The sequence below is a fragment of the Secundilactobacillus kimchicus JCM 15530 genome (assembly GCF_001433995.1).
Lineage (GTDB): Bacteria > Bacillota > Bacilli > Lactobacillales > Lactobacillaceae > Secundilactobacillus > Secundilactobacillus kimchicus.
The window spans coordinates 83,530-107,251 of the sequence record NZ_AZCX01000006.1 but is presented as its reverse complement, the minus strand read 5'-3'; the positions used below and the strand labels follow the sequence as shown (position 1 = coordinate 107,251).

General features: G+C 47.9%; 23 protein-coding genes and 1 pseudogene. 13 read left to right on the top strand and 11 right to left on the bottom strand.

Annotation, left to right across the window (positions count from 1 at the left end):
• Nucleotides 1-336 precede the first annotated feature (336 nt).
• A complete protein-coding gene (locus FC96_RS08915; RefSeq protein WP_055679607.1) occupies nucleotides 337-591 on the bottom strand; it encodes a hypothetical protein in 255 nt (84 codons plus the stop codon).
• A gap of 165 nt (nucleotides 592-756) precedes the next feature.
• Here FC96_RS08915 and FC96_RS08910 point away from each other — a divergent pair, with 165 nt between their 5' ends.
• Nucleotides 757-1,509 (top strand): gamma-glutamyl-gamma-aminobutyrate hydrolase family protein, encoded by a 753-nt coding sequence (locus FC96_RS08910; RefSeq protein WP_054661182.1) that lies wholly within the window; start codon nucleotides 757-759, stop codon nucleotides 1,507-1,509.
• 45 nt (nucleotides 1,510-1,554) lie between these two features.
• Here the strand turns inward: FC96_RS08910 and FC96_RS08905 are convergent, their stop codons facing one another.
• Both FC96_RS08905 and FC96_RS08900 read right to left on the bottom strand, forming a co-directional pair.
• Nucleotides 1,555-2,427 carry an alpha/beta hydrolase fold domain-containing protein gene (locus FC96_RS08905; protein WP_056942737.1) on the bottom strand — a complete coding sequence of 291 codons (873 nt, stop codon included), beginning with the start codon at nucleotides 2,425-2,427 and terminating at the stop codon, nucleotides 1,555-1,557.
• 3 nt (nucleotides 2,428-2,430) lie between these two features.
• The gene (locus FC96_RS08900; protein ID WP_054661179.1) at nucleotides 2,431-3,081 is read right to left on the bottom strand and encodes an NAD(P)H-binding protein; all 651 of its coding nucleotides are present in this window, start codon (nucleotides 3,079-3,081) and stop codon (nucleotides 2,431-2,433) included.
• 149 nt (nucleotides 3,082-3,230) lie between these two features.
• Between FC96_RS08900 and FC96_RS08895 the strand changes: the two genes are divergently transcribed.
• From FC96_RS08895 to FC96_RS08885, 3 genes are all read left to right on the top strand, one after another.
• Nucleotides 3,231-4,031: a tyrosine-protein phosphatase gene (locus FC96_RS08895; protein WP_054661178.1), complete on the top strand. Its 801-nt coding sequence runs from the start codon at nucleotides 3,231-3,233 to the stop codon at nucleotides 4,029-4,031.
• 61 nt (nucleotides 4,032-4,092) lie between these two features.
• Nucleotides 4,093-5,025 carry an alpha/beta hydrolase gene (locus FC96_RS08890; protein WP_056942736.1) on the top strand — a complete coding sequence of 311 codons (933 nt, stop codon included), beginning with the start codon at nucleotides 4,093-4,095 and terminating at the stop codon, nucleotides 5,023-5,025.
• 463 nt (nucleotides 5,026-5,488) lie between these two features.
• Complete coding sequence (locus tag FC96_RS08885; RefSeq protein ID WP_054661177.1) at nucleotides 5,489-5,911, top strand: helix-turn-helix domain-containing protein; 423 nt, start codon at nucleotides 5,489-5,491, stop codon at nucleotides 5,909-5,911.
• 65 nt (nucleotides 5,912-5,976) lie between these two features.
• Here the strand turns inward: FC96_RS08885 and purB are convergent, their stop codons facing one another.
• Nucleotides 5,977-7,278, bottom strand: a complete 1,302-nt coding sequence (gene purB / locus FC96_RS08880; RefSeq protein WP_054661176.1) for an adenylosuccinate lyase — start codon at nucleotides 7,276-7,278, stop codon at nucleotides 5,977-5,979.
• 281 nt (nucleotides 7,279-7,559) lie between these two features.
• On the opposite strand from purB, the gene FC96_RS08875 reads away from it, so the two are divergent.
• The 3 genes from FC96_RS08875 (at nucleotide 7,560) to FC96_RS08865 (ending at nucleotide 10,446) form a co-directional block, all read left to right on the top strand.
• Nucleotides 7,560-8,870 (top strand): adenylosuccinate synthase, encoded by a 1,311-nt coding sequence (locus FC96_RS08875; protein ID WP_056942735.1) that lies wholly within the window; start codon nucleotides 7,560-7,562, stop codon nucleotides 8,868-8,870.
• Between the two features lie 14 nt (nucleotides 8,871-8,884).
• Complete coding sequence (locus FC96_RS08870; protein ID WP_056942746.1) at nucleotides 8,885-9,871, top strand: GMP reductase; 987 nt, start codon at nucleotides 8,885-8,887, stop codon at nucleotides 9,869-9,871.
• 80 nt (nucleotides 9,872-9,951) lie between these two features.
• Nucleotides 9,952-10,446, top strand: coding sequence for a hypothetical protein (locus tag FC96_RS08865; RefSeq protein ID WP_056942734.1), 495 nt, complete (start codon nucleotides 9,952-9,954; stop codon nucleotides 10,444-10,446).
• On the opposite strand, the gene nhaC is transcribed toward FC96_RS08865, so the two are convergent.
• Nucleotides 10,424-11,830: a Na+/H+ antiporter NhaC gene (nhaC, locus tag FC96_RS08860; RefSeq protein WP_056942733.1), complete on the bottom strand. Its 1,407-nt coding sequence runs from the start codon at nucleotides 11,828-11,830 to the stop codon at nucleotides 10,424-10,426. The two genes, FC96_RS08865 and nhaC, sit on opposite strands and share 23 nt — an antisense overlap.
• Before the next feature lie 351 nt (nucleotides 11,831-12,181).
• Here nhaC and FC96_RS08855 point away from each other — a divergent pair, with 351 nt between their 5' ends.
• Nucleotides 12,182-12,571: a hypothetical protein gene (locus FC96_RS08855; protein WP_056942732.1), complete on the top strand. Its 390-nt coding sequence runs from the start codon at nucleotides 12,182-12,184 to the stop codon at nucleotides 12,569-12,571.
• A 52-nt stretch (nucleotides 12,572-12,623) separates the two neighbouring features.
• On the opposite strand, the gene FC96_RS08850 is transcribed toward FC96_RS08855, so the two are convergent.
• From FC96_RS08850 to FC96_RS08840, 3 genes are all read right to left on the bottom strand, one after another.
• Entirely contained in the window at nucleotides 12,624-13,565 is a 942-nt protein-coding gene (locus FC96_RS08850) for an ADP-ribosyltransferase (protein ID WP_054661172.1), read from the bottom strand.
• Between the two features lie 344 nt (nucleotides 13,566-13,909).
• Entirely contained in the window at nucleotides 13,910-16,582 is a 2,673-nt protein-coding gene (locus tag FC96_RS08845; protein WP_056942731.1) for an FtsX-like permease family protein, read from the bottom strand.
• A 10-nt stretch (nucleotides 16,583-16,592) separates the two neighbouring features.
• Nucleotides 16,593-17,294, bottom strand: coding sequence for an ABC transporter ATP-binding protein (locus FC96_RS08840; protein ID WP_054661171.1), 702 nt, complete (start codon nucleotides 17,292-17,294; stop codon nucleotides 16,593-16,595).
• A 206-nt stretch (nucleotides 17,295-17,500) separates the two neighbouring features.
• Here FC96_RS08840 and FC96_RS08835 point away from each other — a divergent pair, with 206 nt between their 5' ends.
• Nucleotides 17,501-18,100: a TetR/AcrR family transcriptional regulator gene (locus tag FC96_RS08835; RefSeq protein WP_056942730.1), complete on the top strand. Its 600-nt coding sequence runs from the start codon at nucleotides 17,501-17,503 to the stop codon at nucleotides 18,098-18,100.
• A 1-nt stretch (nucleotide 18,101) separates the two neighbouring features.
• Nucleotides 18,102-18,399, top strand: a pseudogene (locus FC96_RS13175) (amidase); the annotation flags it as partial.
• Between the two features lie 257 nt (nucleotides 18,400-18,656).
• On the opposite strand, the gene FC96_RS12775 reads toward FC96_RS13175, so the two are convergent.
• The 3 genes from FC96_RS12775 to FC96_RS08820 form a co-directional block, all read right to left on the bottom strand.
• A complete protein-coding gene (locus tag FC96_RS12775) occupies nucleotides 18,657-19,031 on the bottom strand; it encodes an MFS transporter (RefSeq protein WP_082593515.1) in 375 nt (124 codons plus the stop codon).
• Nucleotides 19,032-19,265: 234 nt separating this feature from the next.
• Entirely contained in the window at nucleotides 19,266-19,646 is a 381-nt protein-coding gene (locus FC96_RS08825; RefSeq protein ID WP_055679606.1) for a carboxymuconolactone decarboxylase family protein, read from the bottom strand.
• Between the two features lie 58 nt (nucleotides 19,647-19,704).
• Nucleotides 19,705-20,100: a MerR family transcriptional regulator gene (locus FC96_RS08820; protein ID WP_054661167.1), complete on the bottom strand. Its 396-nt coding sequence runs from the start codon at nucleotides 20,098-20,100 to the stop codon at nucleotides 19,705-19,707.
• A 421-nt stretch (nucleotides 20,101-20,521) separates the two neighbouring features.
• On the opposite strand from FC96_RS08820, the gene FC96_RS08815 reads away from it, so the two are divergent.
• The 3 genes from FC96_RS08815 to FC96_RS08805 all read left to right on the top strand — a co-directional run bounded on the left by FC96_RS08815 (nucleotide 20,522) and on the right by FC96_RS08805 (nucleotide 23,702).
• Nucleotides 20,522-21,991: an amidase gene (locus tag FC96_RS08815; protein ID WP_056942728.1), complete on the top strand. Its 1,470-nt coding sequence runs from the start codon at nucleotides 20,522-20,524 to the stop codon at nucleotides 21,989-21,991.
• 176 nt (nucleotides 21,992-22,167) lie between these two features.
• The gene (locus FC96_RS08810) at nucleotides 22,168-23,022 is read left to right on the top strand and encodes a transporter substrate-binding domain-containing protein (RefSeq protein WP_056942727.1); all 855 of its coding nucleotides are present in this window, start codon (nucleotides 22,168-22,170) and stop codon (nucleotides 23,020-23,022) included.
• Between the two features lie 11 nt (nucleotides 23,023-23,033).
• Entirely contained in the window at nucleotides 23,034-23,702 is a 669-nt protein-coding gene (locus FC96_RS08805; RefSeq protein ID WP_082593512.1) for an amino acid ABC transporter permease, read from the top strand.
• Nucleotides 23,703-23,722: the final 20 nt, after the last annotated feature.

The following is a 23,722-nucleotide window of genomic DNA, read 5'->3' as shown; positions in this document are numbered from 1 at the left end:
CGGTTTCAAAAATCTAATGCCATCATAGCATGAATTGACTGTGAGGCGTAGTTTGAGGGGTTATTTTAGGAAAGTTTAGAATTTGAGAGTGTGGAACAGCGCGGTTAACTCCCGGAGTATAAGGGCGATAGCCGGAAGCTCCCGGGCCTGAAGGTTTTGGCTATCGTGCTTATACAGGAGGAAGTTGCGCTGTGGAGCACGTTTAGAGTCCCCACCAACGCCCTCAACCACAGCCCACCGTCAACCCACCAAAAAGCCCAGCCTCAAGAACTCACCGTTCCGCCAGCTAGGCTCATACCGCACCACCACTATCATACCGGGCGGGACGTCAGTTAGTTAGTTTCGTTTAATAACCACTCGAATGTCCGCTGCGGTCGTCGCATTGGTCGGGTGCAACTCTTCCTTGTAATCAAAGTTGGCTTCTTGGAAATAGTGCTTCATTTCGCTGTTCACCGTTTCAAGTGATCGGCGGTCACCATCTTGTTGGGTGACAAGGATTGTGTATTCGCTGGCATCTTCATCGACGTCTTCAAACGTATAGATCAAATCAACTGTATTGAGTATCTCTTGAATGAGTTGTCTTTCAGTCATTGCCATTATTCGTTACCTCTTTTATTATTTAGTTACATACCCAATTTACCCTTTTTTAACGCATTTGTTAACCGCCGTGGCGGGTGCAACACGCGCTAATTGCTTTTTTGCCGGGAATGGGCTATGATTCACTCATTATATTTTAATCGTTAGGGGGGCCTGCATTTGCGACCAAGAATTGCCTTACCAGCCGATACGCTGGCTGAAGCTACCAACATTATTAATGAACGAAATGCCGCTTTCGCCCCACGACCGGCCATTGAAGCAGTCGTTAAGGCCGGCGGGGTTCCTGTCATTTTCCCAAGCGTCGATCCAGTTGACGTTCCAGACTACATGGACCTATTTGACGGTGTCGCCTTTTTAGGTGGTTCTGACGTTGACCCCACCTTTTATGGTGAGGAACCGTACGAAAAGCTAGGTGTTACTTATCGGAAACGCGATTTATTCGAAATTGAATTATTAAAACAAGCCGTTGCTAGTGGTAAAGCAATCCTTGGTATCTGCCGTGGCATGCAACTGATCAACGTTGGATTGGGCGGGACCTTATATCAGGATCTCTCACAAGACCCTCATGCGACGTTAAAACACGATCAGCTGGCACCCGGCAACATGCCATCGCACCACATTTCTGTGGCTGATGACAGCAAGATTATTAGTATCGTGGGCGAACGGCCCTATGTGAACTCACGGCATCACGAGGCCGTTAAAGACGTTGCACCAAATCTACGCGTTGTTGCCCGGGCGGATGACCAAGTTGTCGAAGCCGTGGAATCGATCGGTAGCGATCAAATCATCGGGGTCCAATGGCATCCGGAAAACATGTATAAGCACCATGCCGACTCCAAGGCCATTTTCGCCGATTTTATCGAACGAAGTGCCCGGGTCGCAGAATCGAGTCGCAGTGTCCGACAACCTTAACTGAACTCATTGCCCGCATGACCACCGAGTCGTGCGGGCTTTTACTTACTCAAACAACGCTTGAAGATAGCTAAAGGTTCGCTTGCTCTCCGGCAAATTCAGCCATAACAGATAATCGTGCATCATGTTTTTGAGTGCAAAAACCTCAACGGTCGTTCCCTCGGCCTCGCGAAGCTCAGCAAATAACTGATCGTAATCAGGCACTAGCAGCTCGGTCGTCCCGTAAAACAGCCCAATCCGGCCCAACTGCTGAAGGTCACCAAAAACCGGGCTGACCCACGGATGGTCGAGTGGCAGCTGGCCCGCATACTCTGCAGCGACGTGTTGCATCACCGTCAGTGGTAGCTCCGGATCGTTAACTTCGCGACGCGCAAGCTCAGTATCAGACATCTCCAGATCCGCCCACGGCGACACGAGAACGGTCCCGACCGGCAGTGGCTGTTGCCGATCACGGAGTTGCTGCAAAATGACCAGCGCCAATCCGCCGCCCGCCGAATCGCCCAAAAAAGCGAAGCGATCAGTTGGAAATTGGGCCACCAGCTGATCATAGGCTACCAGTGTCTCGGGGACTGTCGTTTCGACGGTGAATTCCGGCGAAAGCGGAAAATCAATGTAGGTCACCTTGAGCTGAAGCTGATCCGCCAGATACACCATCCAGTCCCGATGGCTGTCAAAGCCGCGAACCCGGTAAGCACCGCCGTGAAACAGCACCACGTGACGGTCCGTTTCCGTTTTAGGAACCAGTGTCACCAAGCGACTATTTGTCAGTTGCTGGACCGACACCCGACTTGAGTCTGGAAATTTATCTGGCGCCAGTTCGTCACCCTGACGACTCGGCCGGGCAAAGCTCGCCGCCACTGATGACTTGAGATGGTCTCTTTTGGCCTTGTGCAAAAGCCAGTCACCACGTAAACTCATTCGCTACACTTCCTTGTCGCGGGCTGTAAACCGCCCATGCTCATGTTCGGGACTTTCGATTTCATCTAGAATGGCGACGGCCATATTACCCGTTGTCAGGTGAGACCGTCCGTCTGCGTCAAACAGCACACTGTCAGTTCCTAAGACATAGCCAGTGGCGTCGCCAGGCACAAACTCCCGGGACGGACTAGCGGCAACCCAGCTGACGTTATCAATCATTTGTAAGAAATCCAATTCGTGTGTCTGATTCAATGGCGTGCCAATCCAACTCTCGTGATCTGGCATTGCAAGCAAATGATCGATCAACTTACGGCCATCCGGCATTTTTAGGCTGGCAGCACCAATGATCACCACTAGCCGAGTGCTACTTTCTCGCAGTCGCGCCACGAGTTGAGTAACTAAGTCCAAATGTAAATAAGGCTTAGGAAAGCCCTGCGGCAAGCCAAAGGCATCCACTACAACGTCGAACGCCGTCAGATCGTCACGGGTTAGGTCAAAGGCGTCTTTTTCCAACGTATTGGCGTCTTCTCCCAGCACCGCTTGAGCCTTTTGCGCTGACCGGACAATGGCCGTTGCTTGATGGCCGCGACTCATGGCTTCCGCGTAAATCTTGGCCCCCGTCTTTCCGTTACCACCGATAATCCCAATTTTCATGTGATCTCCTCCGATCATTTTCGTCTTATCATCAGTATACAGCGCTTGAAACCGGAACCAAAGTCGGACGTCTCAAAACAACAAACTGACATTTGTGACAAACTAGGTTAAAATGAGACAGATACTAACAATTCAGGGGGAAACGACAAATGGAACTAGCGAATCAACGGCTTATCGACGTCACCGGCGGTGTTAACTTTCGCGAACTAGGCGGTTATCCGACTGCTTCTGGCCAAACGGTCAAATGGCACCGGGTGATTCGAACCGCTTCCTTAGCGGCCTTAACCGATGCTGACCAGGCCCACTTGGTTAACTACGGTATCCGTTTAGACGTCGATTTCCGTTCCAACACTGAAGTTGCTGCGGCGCCAGACCGAATTCCGGCTCAGATTACGTACCGTCACCTGCCTGTTTTCAAGGAAGACGAAACCGATAATTCCAAGAGCAACGAACAAATTCGAGACGAACTCGGAATGACCGAACAAACCGGACGCGATGAGATGTTAAAGGTCTACCGGCACATGGTCATGGATGGCCAATCCCAGGCCGCCTATCAAGCCTTTTTCGCCGCCCTTTTAACCACTGGTGAGACCGATGAGGGCTTGCTCTTCCACTGCACGGCCGGAAAAGACCGAACTGGAATGGGGGCCGCCCTCTTTTTAGGAGCGCTAGGGGTCGATCAGGCCACCATCAAACAAGACTATCTCATGACTAATCAATTAACGAAAAGTCAGGTTCAAGCCCGCCTTAATGAAGCGCGTCAAGCCGGGTTAAACGCGGAGATGTTAGACTCCTTGCGGTCGCTGATCACCGTCTCTGGTGACTACTTCGATACTGGTCTTGCCACTATTCGTGAAAACTACGGCGACCTGCAAACTTACCTGAACCAAGCCTTAGCGGTGAGTGACCACGACCTTGCTGACCTGAAGGCCCTCTATCTCGACAATTAACTTCCAAACGATTGCCTTTTTAGGCGGTCGTTTTTTAACACCAGAAAGGACTGACTTACTGTTGAAAAAATCCACGTGGACCCTTGGTGTCCCGCTTGCAGCTGTTGCGGCAGGCACTATCTATCTGAGTAACAAATTGTTCAACATCGCCTTCAAACGTGTCAGCCAGGTCCCGGAAACCTCAGCTGAAAAACAACAATACGCGCAGCAATACTACGATTACGTCGACTGGTTTCGCGCCATTCCTAAGCAAACCTGGTACTTACATCAAGGTGATGCAACTAAACAAATGGTCGCAAGCTACATTCCCAATCCAAAAACGACAACGCAAACTGTCATCATTTCGCATGGCTACAAAGGCAACCGGGAGACCATGGCGAACTTTGCGAAAATGTTTTACGACATGGGCTTCAACGTCTTGCTGCCAGACGACCGGGGCCATGGTGACTCAGCCGGCGAATACATCAGTTTTGGCTGGCTCGACCGGCTAGATTATCTGGACTGGATCGACCAGGTCATTCACGAGGTTGGCGACAGCGCCAAGATTTTATTGTTCGGCGTCAGCATGGGCGGTGCTACGGTTGAAATGCTGTCTGGCGAACACTTACCCACCCAAGTGAAAGCCATTATTGCCGACTGTGGGTATTCCAGTATCAAACAAGAACTCGTGTACTTACTTGATAAGCAGTACCACTTGCCGGAATACCCGATCGAGCCCCTCGTCTCAACCATTAACCGAACCCGGCTTGGTTACTACTTAGGCGATGTTTCTTCAACGGAACAACTCGCTAAAAATACCCGGCCCATTCTTTTTATTCACGGTAGTCAAGACACCTATGTCCCGGTCTCAATGGCTTACGAAAACTACCGGGCAACCAAGGCGCCCAAGCAACTTTGGATCGTCAAAGACGCCACTCATGCTGAGAGTTTTTGGGCGCATCCTCAAAAGTACCAGCAACGAGTCAACCATTTTTTGAAAACGTACTTTTACTAAAAGTTTACAAAACCGTTCATTTTTCTTCATACTTTCATCACAAGTTTTCGGTATATTTAAATCATAGCAAAGGAACTTCTTGCTATACTCCCCCTAAGACAAGTTGCACTTCCTTTTCATGATTGTTAACTTCCTCCCCCTCAGGAAAACAATCAAACCGACAACTTAATCTCCCCCCTAAAGACGAAGTTGTCCCCTCAGTGGTTTCCAAACAATTGGTTTGGGCCACACCTATAGAACACTTCCAAACGCAAAAAAGGCCAAAGCATTCGTGCTCTGGCCTTTTTTGTCAGCTGTAGCGGGCGGGAGTTGCCCAGTACCGATTTACTTTCAATCCCCGCCATATCGCGGTTTGCAACTACTAGTTGCTCCGTGTCAAGTCCCGGAGCGGCAACATGTTCTGGTGTGCAACCGGCGTTGTTGCTACACTTAATTCATCAATTAGTTAGGAGCCTTGGACCCTATGAAAAACAATTTATTTCCAGCAAATTTAAGCCGTATTCGGAAAGAAAGAAACCTTTCTCAAGAAGCATTAGCCCAGCAACTATCGATTTCACGTCAATCCATCTCAAAATGGGAAACTGGTGACTCAGAACCCGATATGAGCAATCTGCAACAACTCGCTAAAATTTTAGATGTTGGTTTAGACGAACTTGTTTTAGGGATAGTTCCCAAAACGACACATCCGTTCTCGGACACAATTGCCAAGTTCACTACCCCGGACGAATCAGATAAAGATTGGCACGAGAACCACCGGTGGCGTCAATGGCAATATTCGCAAGTCAATAACGGTTGGGAATGGTTGGCCAGGTATTATTGGGTACTATTTGGTCTAGTGGGCATGGTTGCTTGGTTTTTATTCCGGTTCTTCGGCAAAACAATGTAATTAAAATAGAGCTGGCCAGCTTTAATCGGTAGACCCCGATTAAAGCTGACCAGCTCTATTACTTTTTATTCCTCCGTCAAACCAACCCGCTTGAAGACCTCATCCACTCGTCGTAAGTGGTAGTGATAGTCAAACGCGTCATCGACCTCCGCCTGCGTCAAATGACCCATAATCGTTTCGTTCTGCTCAACGAGCGGTTTGAATTGAACGCCTTCATCCCAAGCCTGAGCCGTTAAGGGTTGGACTAAATCGTAAGCGGTTTCCCTGGTTAACCCAGCATCAATCAGCTTCAACATGACCCGCTGGCTGTAAATGAGGCCGTAGGTTCGGCTCATGTTGGCTTTCATTCGGTCCGGGAACACCGTTAACCGTTCAACGATGCTGGCAAACCGACGCAGCATATAGTCCAACAGGGCGGTCGTGTCTGGTAGAATAATCCGCTCGGCCGATGAATGAGAAATATCGCGTTCGTGCCATAACGTCACATCTTCGTACGCTGTCTGAACATGGCCTCGAAGCACCCGAGCTAACCCGGTAATGTTTTCGGATCCGATTGGGTTTCGTTTGTGCGGCATCGCAGACGAACCCTTCTGTCCCTTGTTAAAGCGTTCTTCAACTTCGTGAATCTCAGAGCGTTGCAACCCCCGGATTTCGGTCGCAAATTCTTCCAAGCTCGTCCCAATCAGGGCAAGGGTCGCGATATAGTCAGCGTGTAAATCGCGCGGCAGGACTTGACTCGTAATTTCTTGTGCTCGCAGTCCCAGCTTTTGGCAGACAAACTCTTCGACAAAGATTGGCACATTGGCAAACGTGCCCACCGCACCGCTAATCTTGCCCGCTTCAACTTCCGCGGCTGCCCGGTCAAACCGGTCAATGTTGCGCTTCATTTCTGAATACCAACGGGCTAGCTTTAGCCCAAAGGTCGTTGGTTCCGCCTGAACGCCATGGGTGCGGCCAATCATGACGGTGTCTTTATAGGTTAACGCTTGGTTTTTAATCACGGCTTGTAAGTGCAAGAGGTCCTCACGCAATATGGCGTTGGCCTGCTTCAAGCGATATCCCTGGGCCGTATCCACAACGTCCGTGCTGGTCATCCCATAGTGAATCCACTTGCGTTCCTCACCAAGCGATTCTGATACATCCCGGGTAAAGGCCACAACATCATGGTGGGTGACCGCTTCAATTTCAGCAATTCGGTCGGCATCAAACGTTGCCTTAGCCTTAATCGCGGCGACATCTTCTTCGGGAATCTCACCCAGTTTGGCCCAGGCTTCATCCACGGCAATTTCAACTTCTAACCAAGATTGATACTGGTTGTGTAGTGACCACACTTGGGCCATTTCTGGTCGGGTATATCGTTCAAGCATTGAAATCCTCATTTCTTTCAGTAAAATACGAACATTAATTTCAGTTGAGTGTCACAGCTGTTTCATTATTAGAATAGCATATTAACTTGCCATCTGCACGTCAAATATCAATTACTGTTACTTACCGACATAGTTCATCGCTATTATAGGTAAACACGAACGTTGTTTTGAGTCACAGCACTTTTTTTCGGTTTTCTCTTGCATTTGATATCCGAACTTGGTAAACTAATTCTTGCTGGGTTGTTCGTGATTCGGCAATTTTATTTGGATGAGGTGTTTACATGACATCAATTGTTGTTGTTGGAAGTCAATGGGGAGACGAAGGAAAGGGTAAGATTACCGATTTTCTTAGTCATGATGCAGACGTTGTTGCCCGCTATCAAGGCGGCGACAACGCCGGCCACACCATCGTCTTTAAAGGTGAAACCTACAAATTACACTTGATTCCATCCGGGATTTTTTATTCGGACAAACTCAGTGTCATTGGCAACGGCGTCGTTTTGAACCCGAAGTCGTTAGTTGAAGAACTCGACTATCTGCACGAACGCAACGTGCCAACCGACAACCTACGGATTTCCAACCGGGCACACGTGATTTTGCCCTACCATATTTTAATCGATCAATTACAAGAAAAAGCTAAAGAAAACAAGATTGGGACCACCAACAAAGGAATTGGTCCCGCCTACATGGATAAAGCTGAACGAATCGGCATTCGGATGGCTGATTTGTTAGATAAGGCCGTTTTTGAGGAAAAGTTACGCGAAAACCTCGCCGAAAAAAACCGGCTAATTTCAAAAATGTACGATCACGCCCCACTGGCGTTCGATGACATCTTTGAGGCCTACTATAACTATGGTCAGACGTTGAAGCGCTACGTCACCGATACCTCCGTAGTGATTAACGACGCGTTAGATGCTCACAAACACGTGTTATTCGAAGGGGCCCAGGGCGTCATGTTAGACATCGACCACGGCACCTACCCGTTTGTTACATCTTCGAATCCAGTAGCTGGTGGGGTCACTATCGGTTCTGGGGTTGGTCCCAGCCGCATCAATGAAGTGATTGGGGTCTGCAAAGCCTACACATCACGGGTTGGTGACGGCCCATTCCCAACAGAACTCAATAACGAAACTGGCGACTACATCCGCGAAGCCGGCCATGAATACGGCACCGTCACGAAGCGGCCACGTCGGATCGGCTGGTTCGACAGTGTTGTGATGCGACACGCCAAACGCGTTTCGGGACTTACCCACCTTTCCTTGAACTTACTGGACGTATTAACGGGGTTGAAAACCCTAAAAATCGCCACCGCTTATGAATTGAACGGTGAAACGATTTACCACTATCCTGCAAGCATTTCCGAGATTAACGCTTGCAAGCCAGTTTACGAAGAGATGCCCGGCTGGGACGAAGATATCACCGGGATCAAGAAGTTTGAAGACCTGCCAATTAACGCTCAAAATTACGTCAACCGCCTCTCCGAATTAGTCGGCGTTGACATTGCCACCTTCTCGGTCGGTCCCGACCGCGATCAAACCAACGTTTTAATTGACGCTTGGCAGGATACTGACGCAACGACTATCAACGCTTAAGGAGCGACCACATGATGATTCCAGCAGAAGTCTTTGATTACGAAGACATTCAATTAGTGCCGAACAAGTGTATTATCGACAGCCGGTCAGAAGCTGACACCACCGTAAAATTTGGCCCAAGGACCTTTAAGATTCCCGTGGTACCCGCTAACATGGAGACTGTGATTAACGATGAACTGGCCGTTTGGCTCGCTCAAAACGACTATTTTTACGTCATGCACCGGTTTCACCCAGAAACCCGGCAAGCCTTTATCCAAAAGATGCACGCGCAAGGCTTGTTCGCCTCAATCAGTGTTGGGGTTAAAGGTGACGAACACGACTTTGTTGACGAACTTGCAGCCGCTGGTGACGTGCCTGAATACGTGACCATCGACATTGCTCACGGCCACTCGGATTCTGTCATTCGAATGATTAAGCACTTAAAAGAAGCGTTACCAGACAGCTTTGTCATTGCGGGCAACGTCGGCACACCCGAAGCGGTTCGTGAGCTAGAAAACGCTGGTGCCGACGCTACCAAGGTTGGCATCGGCCCCGGTAAGGCTTGCATTACTAAGCTAAAAACCGGTTTTGGTACGGGTGGCTGGCAACTCGCCGCTCTTCGCCTCTGCGCCAAAGCCGCTCAAAAACCAATCATTGCGGACGGCGGGATTCGTTATAACGGTGACATTGCTAAATCCGTCCGTTTTGGCGCCACAATGGTCATGGTTGGATCACTCTTGGCCGGTCACGAACAGTCACCGGGCAATAAGATTACGATTGACGGCAAGGTATACAAACAATATTGGGGCTCCGCCTCTGAGAAGCAAAAAGGCGCTTACCGCAATGTCGAAGGTAAACAGATGTTGGTGCCTTACCGTGGTGAAATCAGTGACACGCTAATGGAAATCCACGAAGACCTCCAGTCTTCCATCTCCTACGCTGGCGGTCGCAAGCTCGCCGATATCAAATATGTTGACTACGTGATCGTTAAAAACTCGGTCATGAATGGTGATAGTTACTAAAAATCACAAGTATTTAAAAACCTCCCAGGTTAAATTTTGCGTTACGATTAACTCAAAATTTACCTTGAGAGGTCTTTATTATGACAACTTTTTACATTCAACGCTTAAATACAGGCCCTCACCGGCAGGCGATCATTGACCTGATGGCCACCGGGAAACTCGTTCAAGGGTTCAGCTATCCTGGGATGACCCTTGACGATTATGATCAGTTTCATGACGCATGGCACCAGCAACTCAAGTGGGATCTGACTGACGATGAAATTCACCGGCATTTTTTGACGTTACAGCTTCTAAAAGCGTATCAACCTGGGGATGTTTTAGTGTTGCCTAAGGTGCCAGACAGCAATCACTTCCGGCTAGTCACCGTCAGCGCCCCGTACTATTTCTCAGAGACGCCAGCCTTTCAAGACTCCAACGAGTTTCGGTCTGTAGTCCCCGTGGATCCGGCAACGATACAGGACTTTGCGATTGCCGACTACCCAATCATCCGAGCAGGCTTCAAAACCCACCGTCGAAACGTCAACCGCATCAAAGACGCCACGTTACTCGACGCTATTGCTGCACTGACGCACTAGGCGCTGGCGTTAGCTTTTTTAACCCAATACCAGTGTACCCGCTGAGGATAGAAAATACCGGCGACAGTAAACTGAAGAAACAAAACGGCAAAAAGGTCAACGTGGGAACCCCCAGTGTCGACGCCGCGAAGGACCCCGCAACGCCCCACGGAATCAGGTAGTTAATGACGGTCCCGCCATCTTCAAGCACCCGGCTTAGCGCAAGGTTGTCTAACCCATGATCATTGAACGGTTGCTTAAAGGCTTTGCCGGGCAAAATGGTTGAGAGGTACTGCTCACCAACAAATAAGTTCACCGAGATTCCCGCTAGGACGCCAGCTGTTACTAACGCCCCGTTGCGATGCAAGTGCTTAATCAAAGGTGCCATCGCAATTTCGATGAGGTTAAACTTCATCAAGAGGCCACCCAGTGCCAACGTTAAAATAATCAGCGAGACCGTTCCCATCATGGAACTGATCCCACCCCGACTTAACAGTGCATCGACCGATTGATTGCCGGTGTGCGACACAAAACCCGACTCCATCATTGCCACTAGATCGGGAATCTTCGTTGTTGGGGCCTGAATAAAAATCATCACAACGGCAATCGCAATGTTGAGTAGCAGGGTCGCTATCGCTGGAATTTTGAAAATAGCGCAAGCAAACATCACGACAATCGGCACTGCTGCCCACCAGCTAATCGTAAAGTGGGCCTGTAAAACGTTCATCGTAACGCCAACTTTGGCCAGCGACCCATTCGCGTTATCTTGGCCCAAGATAGTGTACAAAATGAGCGAAAGCACGAACGCCGGCACCGATGACCACATCAGGTTTCGAATGTGTTTGAACAAATCAGCCCCCGCAATGGCTGAAGCCAAGTTGGTTGAATCCGACAGTGGTGACATTTTATCACCAAAAATGGCGCCCGAGATAACAGCACCCGCTACTAAGGCTGGGTTGAGGTTTAACGTGGTTCCCATCCCAAAGAGCGCAATCCCAACAGTGGAAATGGTGGTAAACGCACTCCCAATCGAAGTCCCGATTAGCGCACAGACCAGAAAAACAGACGGCACAAACCAGCGAACGCTTAATAGCTTGAATCCGGCCATCATCAGTGACGGAATAATGCCGGCCGCTATCCAGACACTAATGAGGACCCCAATCAAGATGAAGATGAAGAGTGGCACAATTCCGGTCGTGACCCCTTCGGTAATGCCGGCGTGAATATCATCCCAGCTAAACCGGCGGCATTTTGCCCACAAAATAACGCCCGCAATTACCAATAAGACGGGAATTTGGGGACTCACCCCATACCCGATGACCCCAACCCCCATAATCACTAACATGAGACCCAATACCAGGATTGACTCACTGAACTTAACGTGTTGAATCGGTCCTTTTTTCATTTCAAATCGCTCCCCTAACAAAAAATCGTCCCTGCTACACTCATGTGCAACAGGGACGATTAGACGTAAAACCGCGGTACCACCCAGCTTAAGACCTATTTAGGGCCTTCGCTCACTAGATGATATCGGTTCTAGTCGTTGTCCGATCGGTGATGGTCAGTAGTTCGAAAGCATTACCCTGATCGGTTCGCAGCACCCACCGACTTCCTGACACCCAGATAACGTTCTACTTCGGTTGACCATCAATTTGTGGGTTTATCGTATCATTTGCGGTAATCATCGTCAACTGTCACGGTTGCTTTTCGCCGCCAAATCGGTAAACTAGGTTTAACAACAAAAAGGACTGATGACATGACGCAGCATCGCAAATGGCAGTTAATTTCAATCTTGGCCTACGTGGCCTTCATTGTCTTAGCCATCGTATTCAAATTTCTAGACCCCGCTAAAATTGGGCTGTCATGGACAATTTTTTGGGTGGTTTTTGGCGCCGGTATCGCCTACTATTTCTACTTTAAAAACGTCTCCTACCAAGAAGTGATCTATTACGCTCGGGCGCTCCACCTGGATCAAGCGGCCCTAGAAGCGCTGGTTCCGGACCGCAAAAAAACGGCCGAGGTGCCCAACCCCGAGCGGCCCAACATGTTTAGTCCGCTGGCTCAAGTCCCGATAGGCGTGCTGAACACCCTAACGGACGAACTCGCTAAGCAGGCTAAGGCGGCAGGAATTGCGAAATTTGACTAGTAAGCCTATCCAATAAAAGCACTGGCAATCGTCAGTGCTTTTATTGGATACGCTACTGCTTTAACGCCAAGGTGACCAGCCAAAACAGCCGGGTTATCTGACGTTTTTGGTGCTTAAGATGGTGGTTGTGCAAGACGCCGAACCACTGTGTCGTTCGGGCCCTGACCTTCTGAAGCTTCGTCACAACCATCGGGGTGCCCGCGTCCATCAAGAATTCTTTTTCCCCTTGATTATCTGAAATCGAATCAATATAGGCCCCATGGTAGCCGGCTGGCACGTTGATTCTCAACAATACCTTACCCGCAAAGAAATGGGCAATCCCTGGTGACACGCTCGTCGATGAAAAAGCTGGGTCCTGATAAGTCGCACCCACACTGACTTTTTGATTGGAAAGTGCGTGCTTCAATCCGCCCCAGGTCGTCCCGCGATACACCGTTATCGGGTGCCGCAACCTGAACTTGTACAGGCTGTCCTGTAGGTCTTGAACCATGTTCATGGTCGCAACATCCGCCCGCGTTCTTGGGTTTCGAAGCGCCGTATTCATATCCTCATAGCCTTCAGACGTATAGTCCGTCACGGCCTGACGTTGGTCAAACGTCAATTCTTTGGCCCAACGGCGGCCGTCACGTGCTAACTGGTTGACCGCCGCCTTCCCTAGCGGATGACCCGTACTTTGATAGGTGACGTCCGCTGGTCGCTCGGCAACCAGAACCTGATCACTATGAGGTAATTTGAACTGCATGCTACTTGGCGACGACTGGGTCACGGTCAACATAGTGTTGGCTGGTACCGTTACCGTTTGGCTAAACTGCGGTAGCCCATCAACCATTGGGTGCGCCAAGAAGGCCTGCTTGGTGATTGTCCCAGTCTTCGTTTTCACGACCATGTTAGTCGTGTGATCGACTAACGCCACAACCGTCGTTTTTGTCTTTGCCTGCGCTGACACTCGGTTTCCCATAACACTCGCACTACCGGATGCAAACAACGCAGCCAATAGCACAAGCCCCCTACTAATTTTACTATCCAACATCATAGTCACCCCGTAATTGCTCATGATATTACAAAGTTATTGTAACGCTATGATGGACCAAAAAAGCAAAGTCAGATAAACTCGGTACAGCCATGGAATTTTGTATGATAGCCCCGTAAAAAATATCAAAGCCGATTATTTCAGCGTCACCCATGGCAGTGCTTGGCACGCATCAGGCAGGTCATTACCTTGAATTGTTCCCTATTCTCCTGCAACCATGACAAACTTCACTGTTCCCAATTACTCAAAAAAAGACGCCAGTGTCTTCTGACACCAACGTCCTTTTCCTACAATTTTTAAGTTTACGATTAATCAACCGATTTCAAAGCCTCTAGCATATCAATCTGACTAATTTTGCGCGCCATCATCGCCATGACAAGAATAGAGAATAGCAATGTTAGACCGCCCGATATGCCAATATTAGTCCAACGTAGCGTCATATCCACCATGGCCGTTGCTGGCGGTAATGTCTGCATAATGTATTGATGAAGCCACGCGCCACCCACATATCCGGTCAAAATGCCGATTAACGTCAGAAACAGCGTTTCTCGATAAACATACATAATCACTTCAAAGGGGTAGAATCCTAAAACTTTGATGGTTGACAGCTCCCGAATCCGTTCTGACACGTTAATATTTGTTAGTGTGAACAGCACGACAAAGGCTAGTGCTGACGCAGCAATCGTAATAATTAGAACTAAATTATTTAGTCCGTGTAAAATATTATTAATCATGGTTTTAACGTCATCGGATTGAATTGTTGTCAGGGCCGCCTTTTGCTGGTTTAGTTGACTTGAAACCCGATCACTATTACTTGATGATCGATCTTTCAGTCTCAACATCACAGCGTTTGTCGCATATGCCTCTCCAAATGCCTTTCGATAATAAGTCGAACTCATATACAGATTGTGACCCGCGTACATTTTTGAAATCCCCGCAATCTTAACTCTGGTTTTATCCCCAGTGACATTCTCAATCGTCAAATAATCGCCTTGGTGGACTCCTGTTAATTTAGCTAATTTTTCAGTTACAATTGCACCATTATTCCCCAGCCTTAATTTGGCTTTAGTAGTTGGGTTCTGTAACGTGACGTAAGTTCCAAACTGAGCTGTGTTTTGCGGCACAATCATTGAAATAGATTGATTGGTATCCGTCCCCTTGGGTCTGGTCGTCATTGATTCATAATACACGTTCGTTTTTGATTTAACGCCATCCAGATGATCAACCACCTTTTTGTAATCTGAAATTGACTGACTAGATGCTTGACTATTATAGACACCAATGAGGTCGTAATGAACAATATTTTGGTATTGAGATGAAACTAGCCCCGTCAATGAATCACGAATTCCAAAACCAGTCACTAATAGGGCCGTACATCCTAAGACACCGATAATTGTCATAAACATTCGGGACTTATAACGCGCCAAATTTCGAACGGTTACCTTGTAATTAAATGAAAAGTGATTCCAAATAAAGGGAAGCCGCTCCAATAAGACCTTTGTCCCCTTCTTCGGCGGTTTGGGCAACATCAATGTAGCAGGGACCTCCCGTAACGAACGCGCAGCAACAACAAGTGCTGGTAACGTCGCTACGAGTATCGAAATAACAACTGATATCGTAATCCATAAGGTCGATGGCGACGTCTCAAAATTCGGAATAATAACGTTAGCGGCGTATGCTTCAAAAATTTTGGTTGGTAAAAACGACGTCCCAAAAATCGAGCCAATTATCGAGCCAATAAGCCCCGCTAAGACGCCATACAACAAAAAGACTTTCATTGCGTCATATTTTGTATACCCAAGTGCTCGCAAGGTTCCAAGCTCAATTCTCTTTTGTTCTGCCATCCGAGACATTGTGGTCAACGTGACCAAAATAGCCACCGCAAAGAAAATAATTGGGAATGAATTAGATAGTGAATCAATTCGATCTGCATCTTCTCCAAATTGGTTATATCCCGCTACAAAGTCATTGCGACTTTGAATTTGGTAGACGACACCACTTCCAGAGGTTAGTTGTCTCTTCGCAGTTGAAATCGTCGTTGCCTCAGTTGCTAATTTTTGCTGTTCAGCTGCTAGCTTTCTTTGCGTTTGCTTAAGTTTAGTGCGCTGCTGCCCAGTACCATTACTAGTTTTTAGTTCAGCTAACTCTCCCTTCAAAGTAGTCATTTGATAAGTTAACCGACTCTGAGCAGTTTTAATCTGGCGACTTTGCACATTTAACCGATTAAGCGTTTTGGTTGTTGCTGACTTAGCCATTGTATTCAGTTTGCTCTGTGCTTGATCAACGTTTTTTTGAACTTGGCTCTCAAACTTTTCTGAGTAGGCGGGTCCTGACGTGTTATCATACGTAATCTCTGCTAAAGTTGGTGTCGCTGATGAGAAAACGTCCTTGTTCACTACGGCAAACGTTGCAATCTGTCCCGTCCCAGCAGTAGTTGAACCCAGCTTGTTTTTTTGTAAATTCACACTAGAATTAACAAATCCAACCACTGTAAAACGAGTGTTTTGGAGGCCAGTTACTGAACTTTTACCGTTATTGTCAACAACCTTAAAAGTATCACCAATCTTGTAATGATGTCTCTCAGAGTTTGAAAGGGCAATTTCGTTATTCTTCTCGGGAAGTCGCCCCTTAACGACAGCATTTGTTGATAACTTTTTCGTCTTGGCCTGAAGCCGAATTGCATCGTGCCCCCCCTTGATCACAGCATCCCTGTATGTCGTAAATTCAACTGTTTTGACATGGCCTAAATTTCGAATAGCTTCTTGATCAGCGTGGCTAATACCCGTATTACTTGTCACCTGTGCATCGGCGAGATGCTGTTGCGCATAATAGTTGTTGGCTGATTGGCGCATATCAAATCCCGTAACCTTTAATCCAACGAGAACGAATGTTCCTAACGCCAGCAAAATAATAATTGATATAAATCGACCTATGGAAAACTTAAATTCACGGTTGATATTGTGATTTAATATTGACTTCATTCTGCCTCACCTACCATTCTATTTGGTCAACAGGTGTCGGCTGCTCGTTTTGGTAATCGGCTCGGACCCGCCCATCGCCAATCTCAATCACGTGATCAGCCATCGGTTTGATCATGCCATTATGAGTCACAATGATGACGTTTTTATTATTATCATGACAGAAGTCTTCCAATAGTTTTAAAACACTTTTACCTGTTTTATAATCCAGCGCTCCTGTTGGCTCATCACATAGGAGTAATTCTGGATTTTTGGCAACGGCCCGCGCTATTGCTACCCGTTGCTGTTCACCGCCTGATAACTGAGCAGGAAAGTTGCTCTCCCGACTACCCAACCCAACGTCTTGCAAAGTTTTCTGGGCATCTAATGCCGTTGGCGCAATTTGCGAAGCTAGTTCAACATTTTCTAGTGCCGTTAAGTTAGGAACTAAGTTGTAAAACTGAAAGACAAACCCAACCGAATGCCGCCTATAAGTCGTTAGCTGACGATTGTTATAGACCGCAATATTTTTACCATTGACCACGATTTCACCCTTTGTTGGTGTATCCATGCCACCTAAAATATTCAGCAGCGTGGATTTACCAGCTCCAGACGCCCCCACAATAATTGTTAATTCACCTTGTTTAATGTCAAAATTAATATCATCGTTGGCTCGAACTTCCGTTTCACCCGAACCATATATTTTAGAACAATGTTTGACCTCAATGTATCCCATTTAAAACCCTCCTACTGCTTTAAAACAAACAATATTATCCGATTGTGTTGATGCAACGGCCCACATCAGCCGCCTCTCGGTACCTTATTGGGGGTTATTTTAGCATGCCACTGATCAGTCGTGAACCATCATTTTTTTGCAATTTGTTGGGCTTTTAATATGAGTACGGTACACTACAAATAACCGAATTATTAGGAGATCTAAATATGAAAGCACTGGCCCTAGAAACCGAAATTAGAATTAAGAAGGCGTTCATTGATTCAATTAACGACCATGGACTCAATCGGTTAACTGTCACCACGCTCATAAAGCGTGCGCAAATCAACCGAAGTACTTTTTATAGCCATTATCTTGATAAATATGATTTAACCGAAAAGTTAGAAAAGAAGCTGTTAGATGATTTCGCCGCTCTGATGGAACATCGGTTAGAAGATTCGATGACCATTAATTTGGATAAAAAAATGGCCGTAACAGCTCCAATTATTCAAAAGTGCGTCAACTACGTGTACCAGAATTTTGCCCTCATCCGGGCTTTAATGGGCCCTAACGGTGATCCGTCATTCGAACCACGTGCTAAGAAAATCGTTACTGTCGCCATTGAACAGGCACTGGTTCACTTAAAAGGAAACGCTGATATGACACCCAAATTACCCGCTGCTTTTGCCAAAGAGCTTATTGTAAGTCAAATATTCGATATTCTTAAGATATGGTTAGCCGAACCAACACCGCAACAGCCGGATGAGCTTGCTGATATTATTCAAGTTACCAGGTATCTCAGCCCGTTCGATATACTGAACCTTCAATAGGACTAACCTTCTAGCTGCTGCTTTACAACGGACAAGATTCTTAGTTGTGGGCCAAACAAATGCCCCGGAATTTGGGTTTAAAAACATCACCGACCTGGATTTGGATGGCTCCACCTGGAATCCTTGAAACTGGACTATTCCCCTGGTGGCTCACCGAATCCCAGCGTCATTTGTAGGGTTAATCGTCCCCAAGCCAACTCGGGGACGCGTGCCAGCGGGGCGGCATCAACTTCGCACTGAGTCGGTCAATGTGGGACATGACCACCTTGTTAGACACTCTCCAGACGGTTCAACCAGCAACTCGGCACAGCCGGAAATTTTGTATGATAGTCCCGTACGGATGCCCGATAATGGTTCAACGCAAGAGCCGCGAATTGTAATCTGACGGTTCGACTAACGTTAGGTTGTTGGTTTAGCGGCAATCTTGCTGCAATTAGAACGGTTTAAATCGGTTGTATTTGAATGAAGCGGTACTGAATTAACACGCGATTATACTTGGTTGGTCGTCACTGGTTGGCGGCCTTTTTGTATATTTCTATCCATCTTCATTGGCATACTATTCGTTACTAATTCTTGACAACGGCAGCGCGCCCAAAAACGAGAGAATCCCCGCAGTTGCCATTGCTGCAACGAAACCATGCGTCAATTGTGTCGGATTAGCCATCCCCCCAAGCCAGTAGAAAGCCATGACGGAAACAGGAACGCCGACCGCACCACCGAGTAAGCGGAATAGGTTGTATAACCCCGACGCTGATCCGACGGCCGTTCTCGGTACTAAGCCAACAACTGCTTTTTGCATAGCTGGCCCGCCAATCGACAAGCCAATTCCTGCAATCATGAGTGGTAAAACAAACCAGAGATACGATTGATGTGCAAATACCGCTAAGGCGAGGTAGCCGACACCTTGAAATACAACCCCACAAACCGCAATTAGCCGTTCGACACGTCGCCAGTTCGATTCTTAACTTCATGCTGATTTGGCTCAACGAACACCCCGACATGTCGGCGGCTAGTGCAGCTACATTGATGATGCGCTTTATCAATGTTCCCACGACTCAATTACTACAACGAGACTAGCTGCCATGGGGTTTACCGTCAGAATATCAAAAAGTTTCCTGTCCGGCTGGCCACACATACGCTGGCCAGTTTGACAGGAAACTTTGTTTTAAGCTGTGCGATTTACAAATACCGATTTGGCGGTACTTATGGCATTCAAAACTTTTGGAAACCCAATGTAGGGGATACATTGAATGAACGTCTCGATGATTTCTTCCTGTGTCAGACCAACATTTAGCGCACCATTAATGTGAACGTCAAGCTGAGGTGCCGTGTCGCCTTGAATCAATAGTGATGTAATTGTGATCATCTCGCGATGTTTCAAATCTAGCACCGGGCGTGTGTAGATATCACCGAACGCGAATTCTAAAATATATTTGCCAACATCCGGTGCAATCGTCTCAAGTGAGTGCATCACACTATCTGCCGCGCTGCCATCAACTTGTGCAAGTGCCGCTTTACCAATTTGTAGCCTTGTATGTTCAGACATAAGATCAACTTCCTTCTCATAGGATAGTTGAATTTTAATTGCTGGAGCTAACTCCAGGTCAAGCGTTTTTATTGCCACAATTCAGATTCTGTTTCATCTCTGCGTATGTTGCCACCTTGTCATCAAGGAAAGCGAGATGTGAATCAATTTCGGCACGTTGCGTCTCTAACAGTTGCCGCTGCATTTTTAACAGCTCTACCCGCTCATCAATGGTTTCGTTTCCTCGATGTCGAAGCTCGGAATACTGTTTGATGGTGCGCAGCGGCATCCCTGTTGCCTTAATTCGCTTGATAAATTCACACCAGCGACGATCAGTTTCCGTGTATTGACGCCTGCCATTTTTGTCACGTTGTGGCTCAAGTAATCCTTCTTTTTCGTAATACCGTAATGTATCAATGGTTAGTCCAGTCTGTTCACCAAATTCGCCAATAAAGTACGCCGTTTTGTTTTCCATAATCCGACTCCTTTACATTTGATGTTCACATTATAGACCATAGATTGGCATTATTGATCATTACGTTACGAGTTTTCTTTTCCATTTCCCGAGATACCCGGTCACATAGAGCCGATCAAGTAAGTGCGCAACGTCACATAAATGGTCGTTTCTCCATATTTACATCCGAATGATTGGATCCAAATTGGCACGTCCTAACTTATCCTCTCCGGATTTCGGGTCCAGAGTCATCACCTTGCATCGTAAAAAGAGGGTCGGAGCAGCAAAATTCATCGCCGGCTTTTTTCCATTACCACCAAGAGGCGCCCGCCGTTTGACGCCATCTCATCATCCTCAACTTGCCCCGGTCGTCACGTTTCAATTGCATTTCCCGCCAATGTCTTTTAAGCTGAACGTAAATTAACCAGAAGGTGATCAGACAATGGCTTATGATGCAACGTCGCTAGCAAAACTGGTTCAAGAAAAGCAGGCCTCACCAACCGAATTGATTGCGGCAACGATCAAAAAAATCGATGCCCAAAATCCGGCGCTTAACGCAGTCGTCCACCGACGGGACGCCAAAGTGTTCGCTGAGGCGCTACAACCACTCACAAACGGCCCCTTTGCCGGAGTCCCACTACTGTTAAAGATTCTGGGGCAAGCCCTTGCTGGCGAGCCCGATACTGCGGGTTCGCCATTGTTAAAAGACGCGGTGGCTACCCAGACTGATAACTTCGTCGCCGCTTTACAACGGGCCGGATTCTTGATTGTGGGCCAAACTAACGCCCCAGAGTTTGGGTTTAAAAACATCACCGACCCGGACTTGTACGGCCCGACCCGAAATGCCTGGAACCGGGACTATTCCCCTGGTGGCTCTTCTGGTGGCGCCGCAAGTGCTGTGGCTGCTGATTTAGTCCCACTAGCAGCGGGGAATGACGGCGGTGGTTCCATCCGAATCCCAGCGTCATTTTCAGGGTTAATCGGCCTCAAGCCAACCCGGGGACGCGTGCCAGTCGGCCCGACTGCGTGGCGTGGCTGGCAAGGGGCGTCCATCAACTTCGCACTGACTCGGTCAATGCGGGACACCGCCACTTTGTTAGATGCGCTCCAGACGGTTCAACCGGCGGCACCGTTCCAAACACCACTGAATCCGACCAGCTTTTCTACCGAGCTGCACCGGCCCATCACCAAACCACTCAAAATTGGCTACACCACCGCTTCGCCGGTTGGCACCCCGGTTTCTGATGATGCCGTTAACGCCGTCATGGCTGCGGTCGTTTTTTTGGAAGCTCAGGGCTTTCAGGTGACTGAAGCAGCGCCAAAGACGGACGGGACGGCTTTGATGAAGGCGTACTACCTAATGAACGGTGGGGAAACGGCGGCCATGTTTGCCGACCTTGAGCAGGCCCTCGGTCGAGCGGTCACCAAGGATGATATGCAGCTGACGACTTGGACCATTTACCAAGCGGGGCGGCTCGTTACCGCAGCCGATTCAAGCCGCTCGTTAGCCGTCTGGGATGCCGCTAGCTATCAAGCCGACCAATTCTATGACAACTATGACCTATTCTTATCACCGACAACGGCTTTTACAGCACCAACCGTTGACCAGGAGCTCATCACGCCAGAAACAATGGCGAAAATGGCCCACGTGACGGACCTAAACAAGCAGGAACGGCTTGATCTCATCTGGGAATTTTTCGAGCGCAGCTTAACCCTGTCGCCGTTTACCCAACAAGCCAACCTCACGGGCCAACCCGCTATTAGCTTGCCAACCTACGTCGCCGACAACGGGCTACCACTCGGAATTGAGTTTACTGCTCGAAAGGGTCACGAGGCGCAGTTACTTCAGATTGGACAATTATTCGAAGACCACCATCAACTGAAATTTTTGCACCCCACTGAACAACTCTAATTCACAATCTCTCAGTTAAAGTCCACCTATTTATCACAAACGGTCATCCTTGTTTAACGCTTGGGTGACCGTTTTTTATGCTGGTTACAAAATGAATTGAGCAAACTTTGTCAAGTCTTGATAAAGCGCTTTCACAAAGTTACAATGAAGCTATTCTATGTAAGGAGGATTTACTTATGCGCAAGCGCAGTTTAGGTTGGTTCAAGGTATTTGGGTTATTAGCTGTTGTCACGCTCGTTCTCGTTGGTTGCGGGAACAAGAGCGCGTCAGATTCTAAGGGGGCCAAGCAGCCACTTGTTGTGGCCACGTCGGGGACACTTTACCCGACAAGCTACCACGACGATAAAAATCAGAAGTTAACCGGATTCGACGTGGAAATTGTCAAGGCGGTCGCCAAAAAGTTGGACCGCAAAGTCACGTTTAAGGAACTCAATGTTGACGGGCAATTAACCGCCGTCAAAACGGGTAAGGCTGACATGGCCGCTAATGATTTTAGTGTGTCACCCCAACGGGAAAAACAATTTAGTCTGTCGACACCGTACAAGCATTCGTTCAACAGCATGGTTGTCCGTAAGTCGGATGATTCCGGCATCCATTCGTGGGCCGATATCAAGGGAAAGAAGGCTGCTGGCGAAGCCGGAACCGGTTATCAACGGCTTGCAAAACAACTCGGTGCTAAGTTGGTTAACTATGATAACGTATCTAACGATGTGTACCTGAAGGACGTTAAAACCGGCAAGACCGACCTGATTATGAACGACTACTACTTACAAAAATTGGCGTTAGCTGCCGTTCCAAACAATGGGTTGAAGATACTGAGCAACATGTACTTTAACACCAACGAAGACGGCAAAGGCGTCGGCATCGTCATGAAAAAGGGCAACACAAAACTCCAAAAACAAGTGAACAACGCTCTCGCTGAACTGAAAAAGGACGGCACGCTAAAGAAAATTTCCGAAAAGTTCTATCAGGCGGACGTCACAAAAAAGCCGAGCGTTCATATCTCAAGAACTTTTGACGTCAAAAATTAGCGGGTGATGACGTGAGCTTTCTGCATTTTTTGTCCATCCCAGGATTCTTCGATGCACCGTTAGCCGTTCGCTCGATTCCCCAAATTTTGACGGGCTTTCCGATGTCGTTGTTGCTGACTGTCATCAGTTTCATTGCAGCGACTATTATCGGCTTTTTCCTAACGCTCGCACAACTGAGCAAGCGGGCGTGGCTTCATTATCCGGCACGGGTTTACATTTCCTTCATGCGCGGGGTCCCAATGTTAGTCGTCCTGTTCATCATCTACTTCGGCTTCGGGGCTGATGCTCTGCCAGCAGCTGTCATGTCGTTTACGGTGATTTGCAGCGCCTTTATTTCTGAGATTTTCCGATCCGCATTCGCCGCAGTTGATAGTGGCCAATGGGAGGCCGCCTACTCGGTTGGATTACCCTATCGAAAAGTGGTCAGCAAGGTCATTTTCCCGCAGGCCTTTCGTATCTCAATTCCACCACTCGGCAACATCTTATTGGACCTATTCAAAAGCACGTCACTAGCCGCTATGATCACGGTCTCTGAGATGTTCATGCAGGCTAAAATCATTGCTGGTGCCAATCTGGATTACATGACAATTTACATCACCATGGCCGTTATTTACTGGTTCTTCTGTTGGCTCATGACGGTGGCCCAGACCGGGTTAGAAAAACGGTTGTCGTTAACTTAATAGAAAAGGCCGGCGCTAGA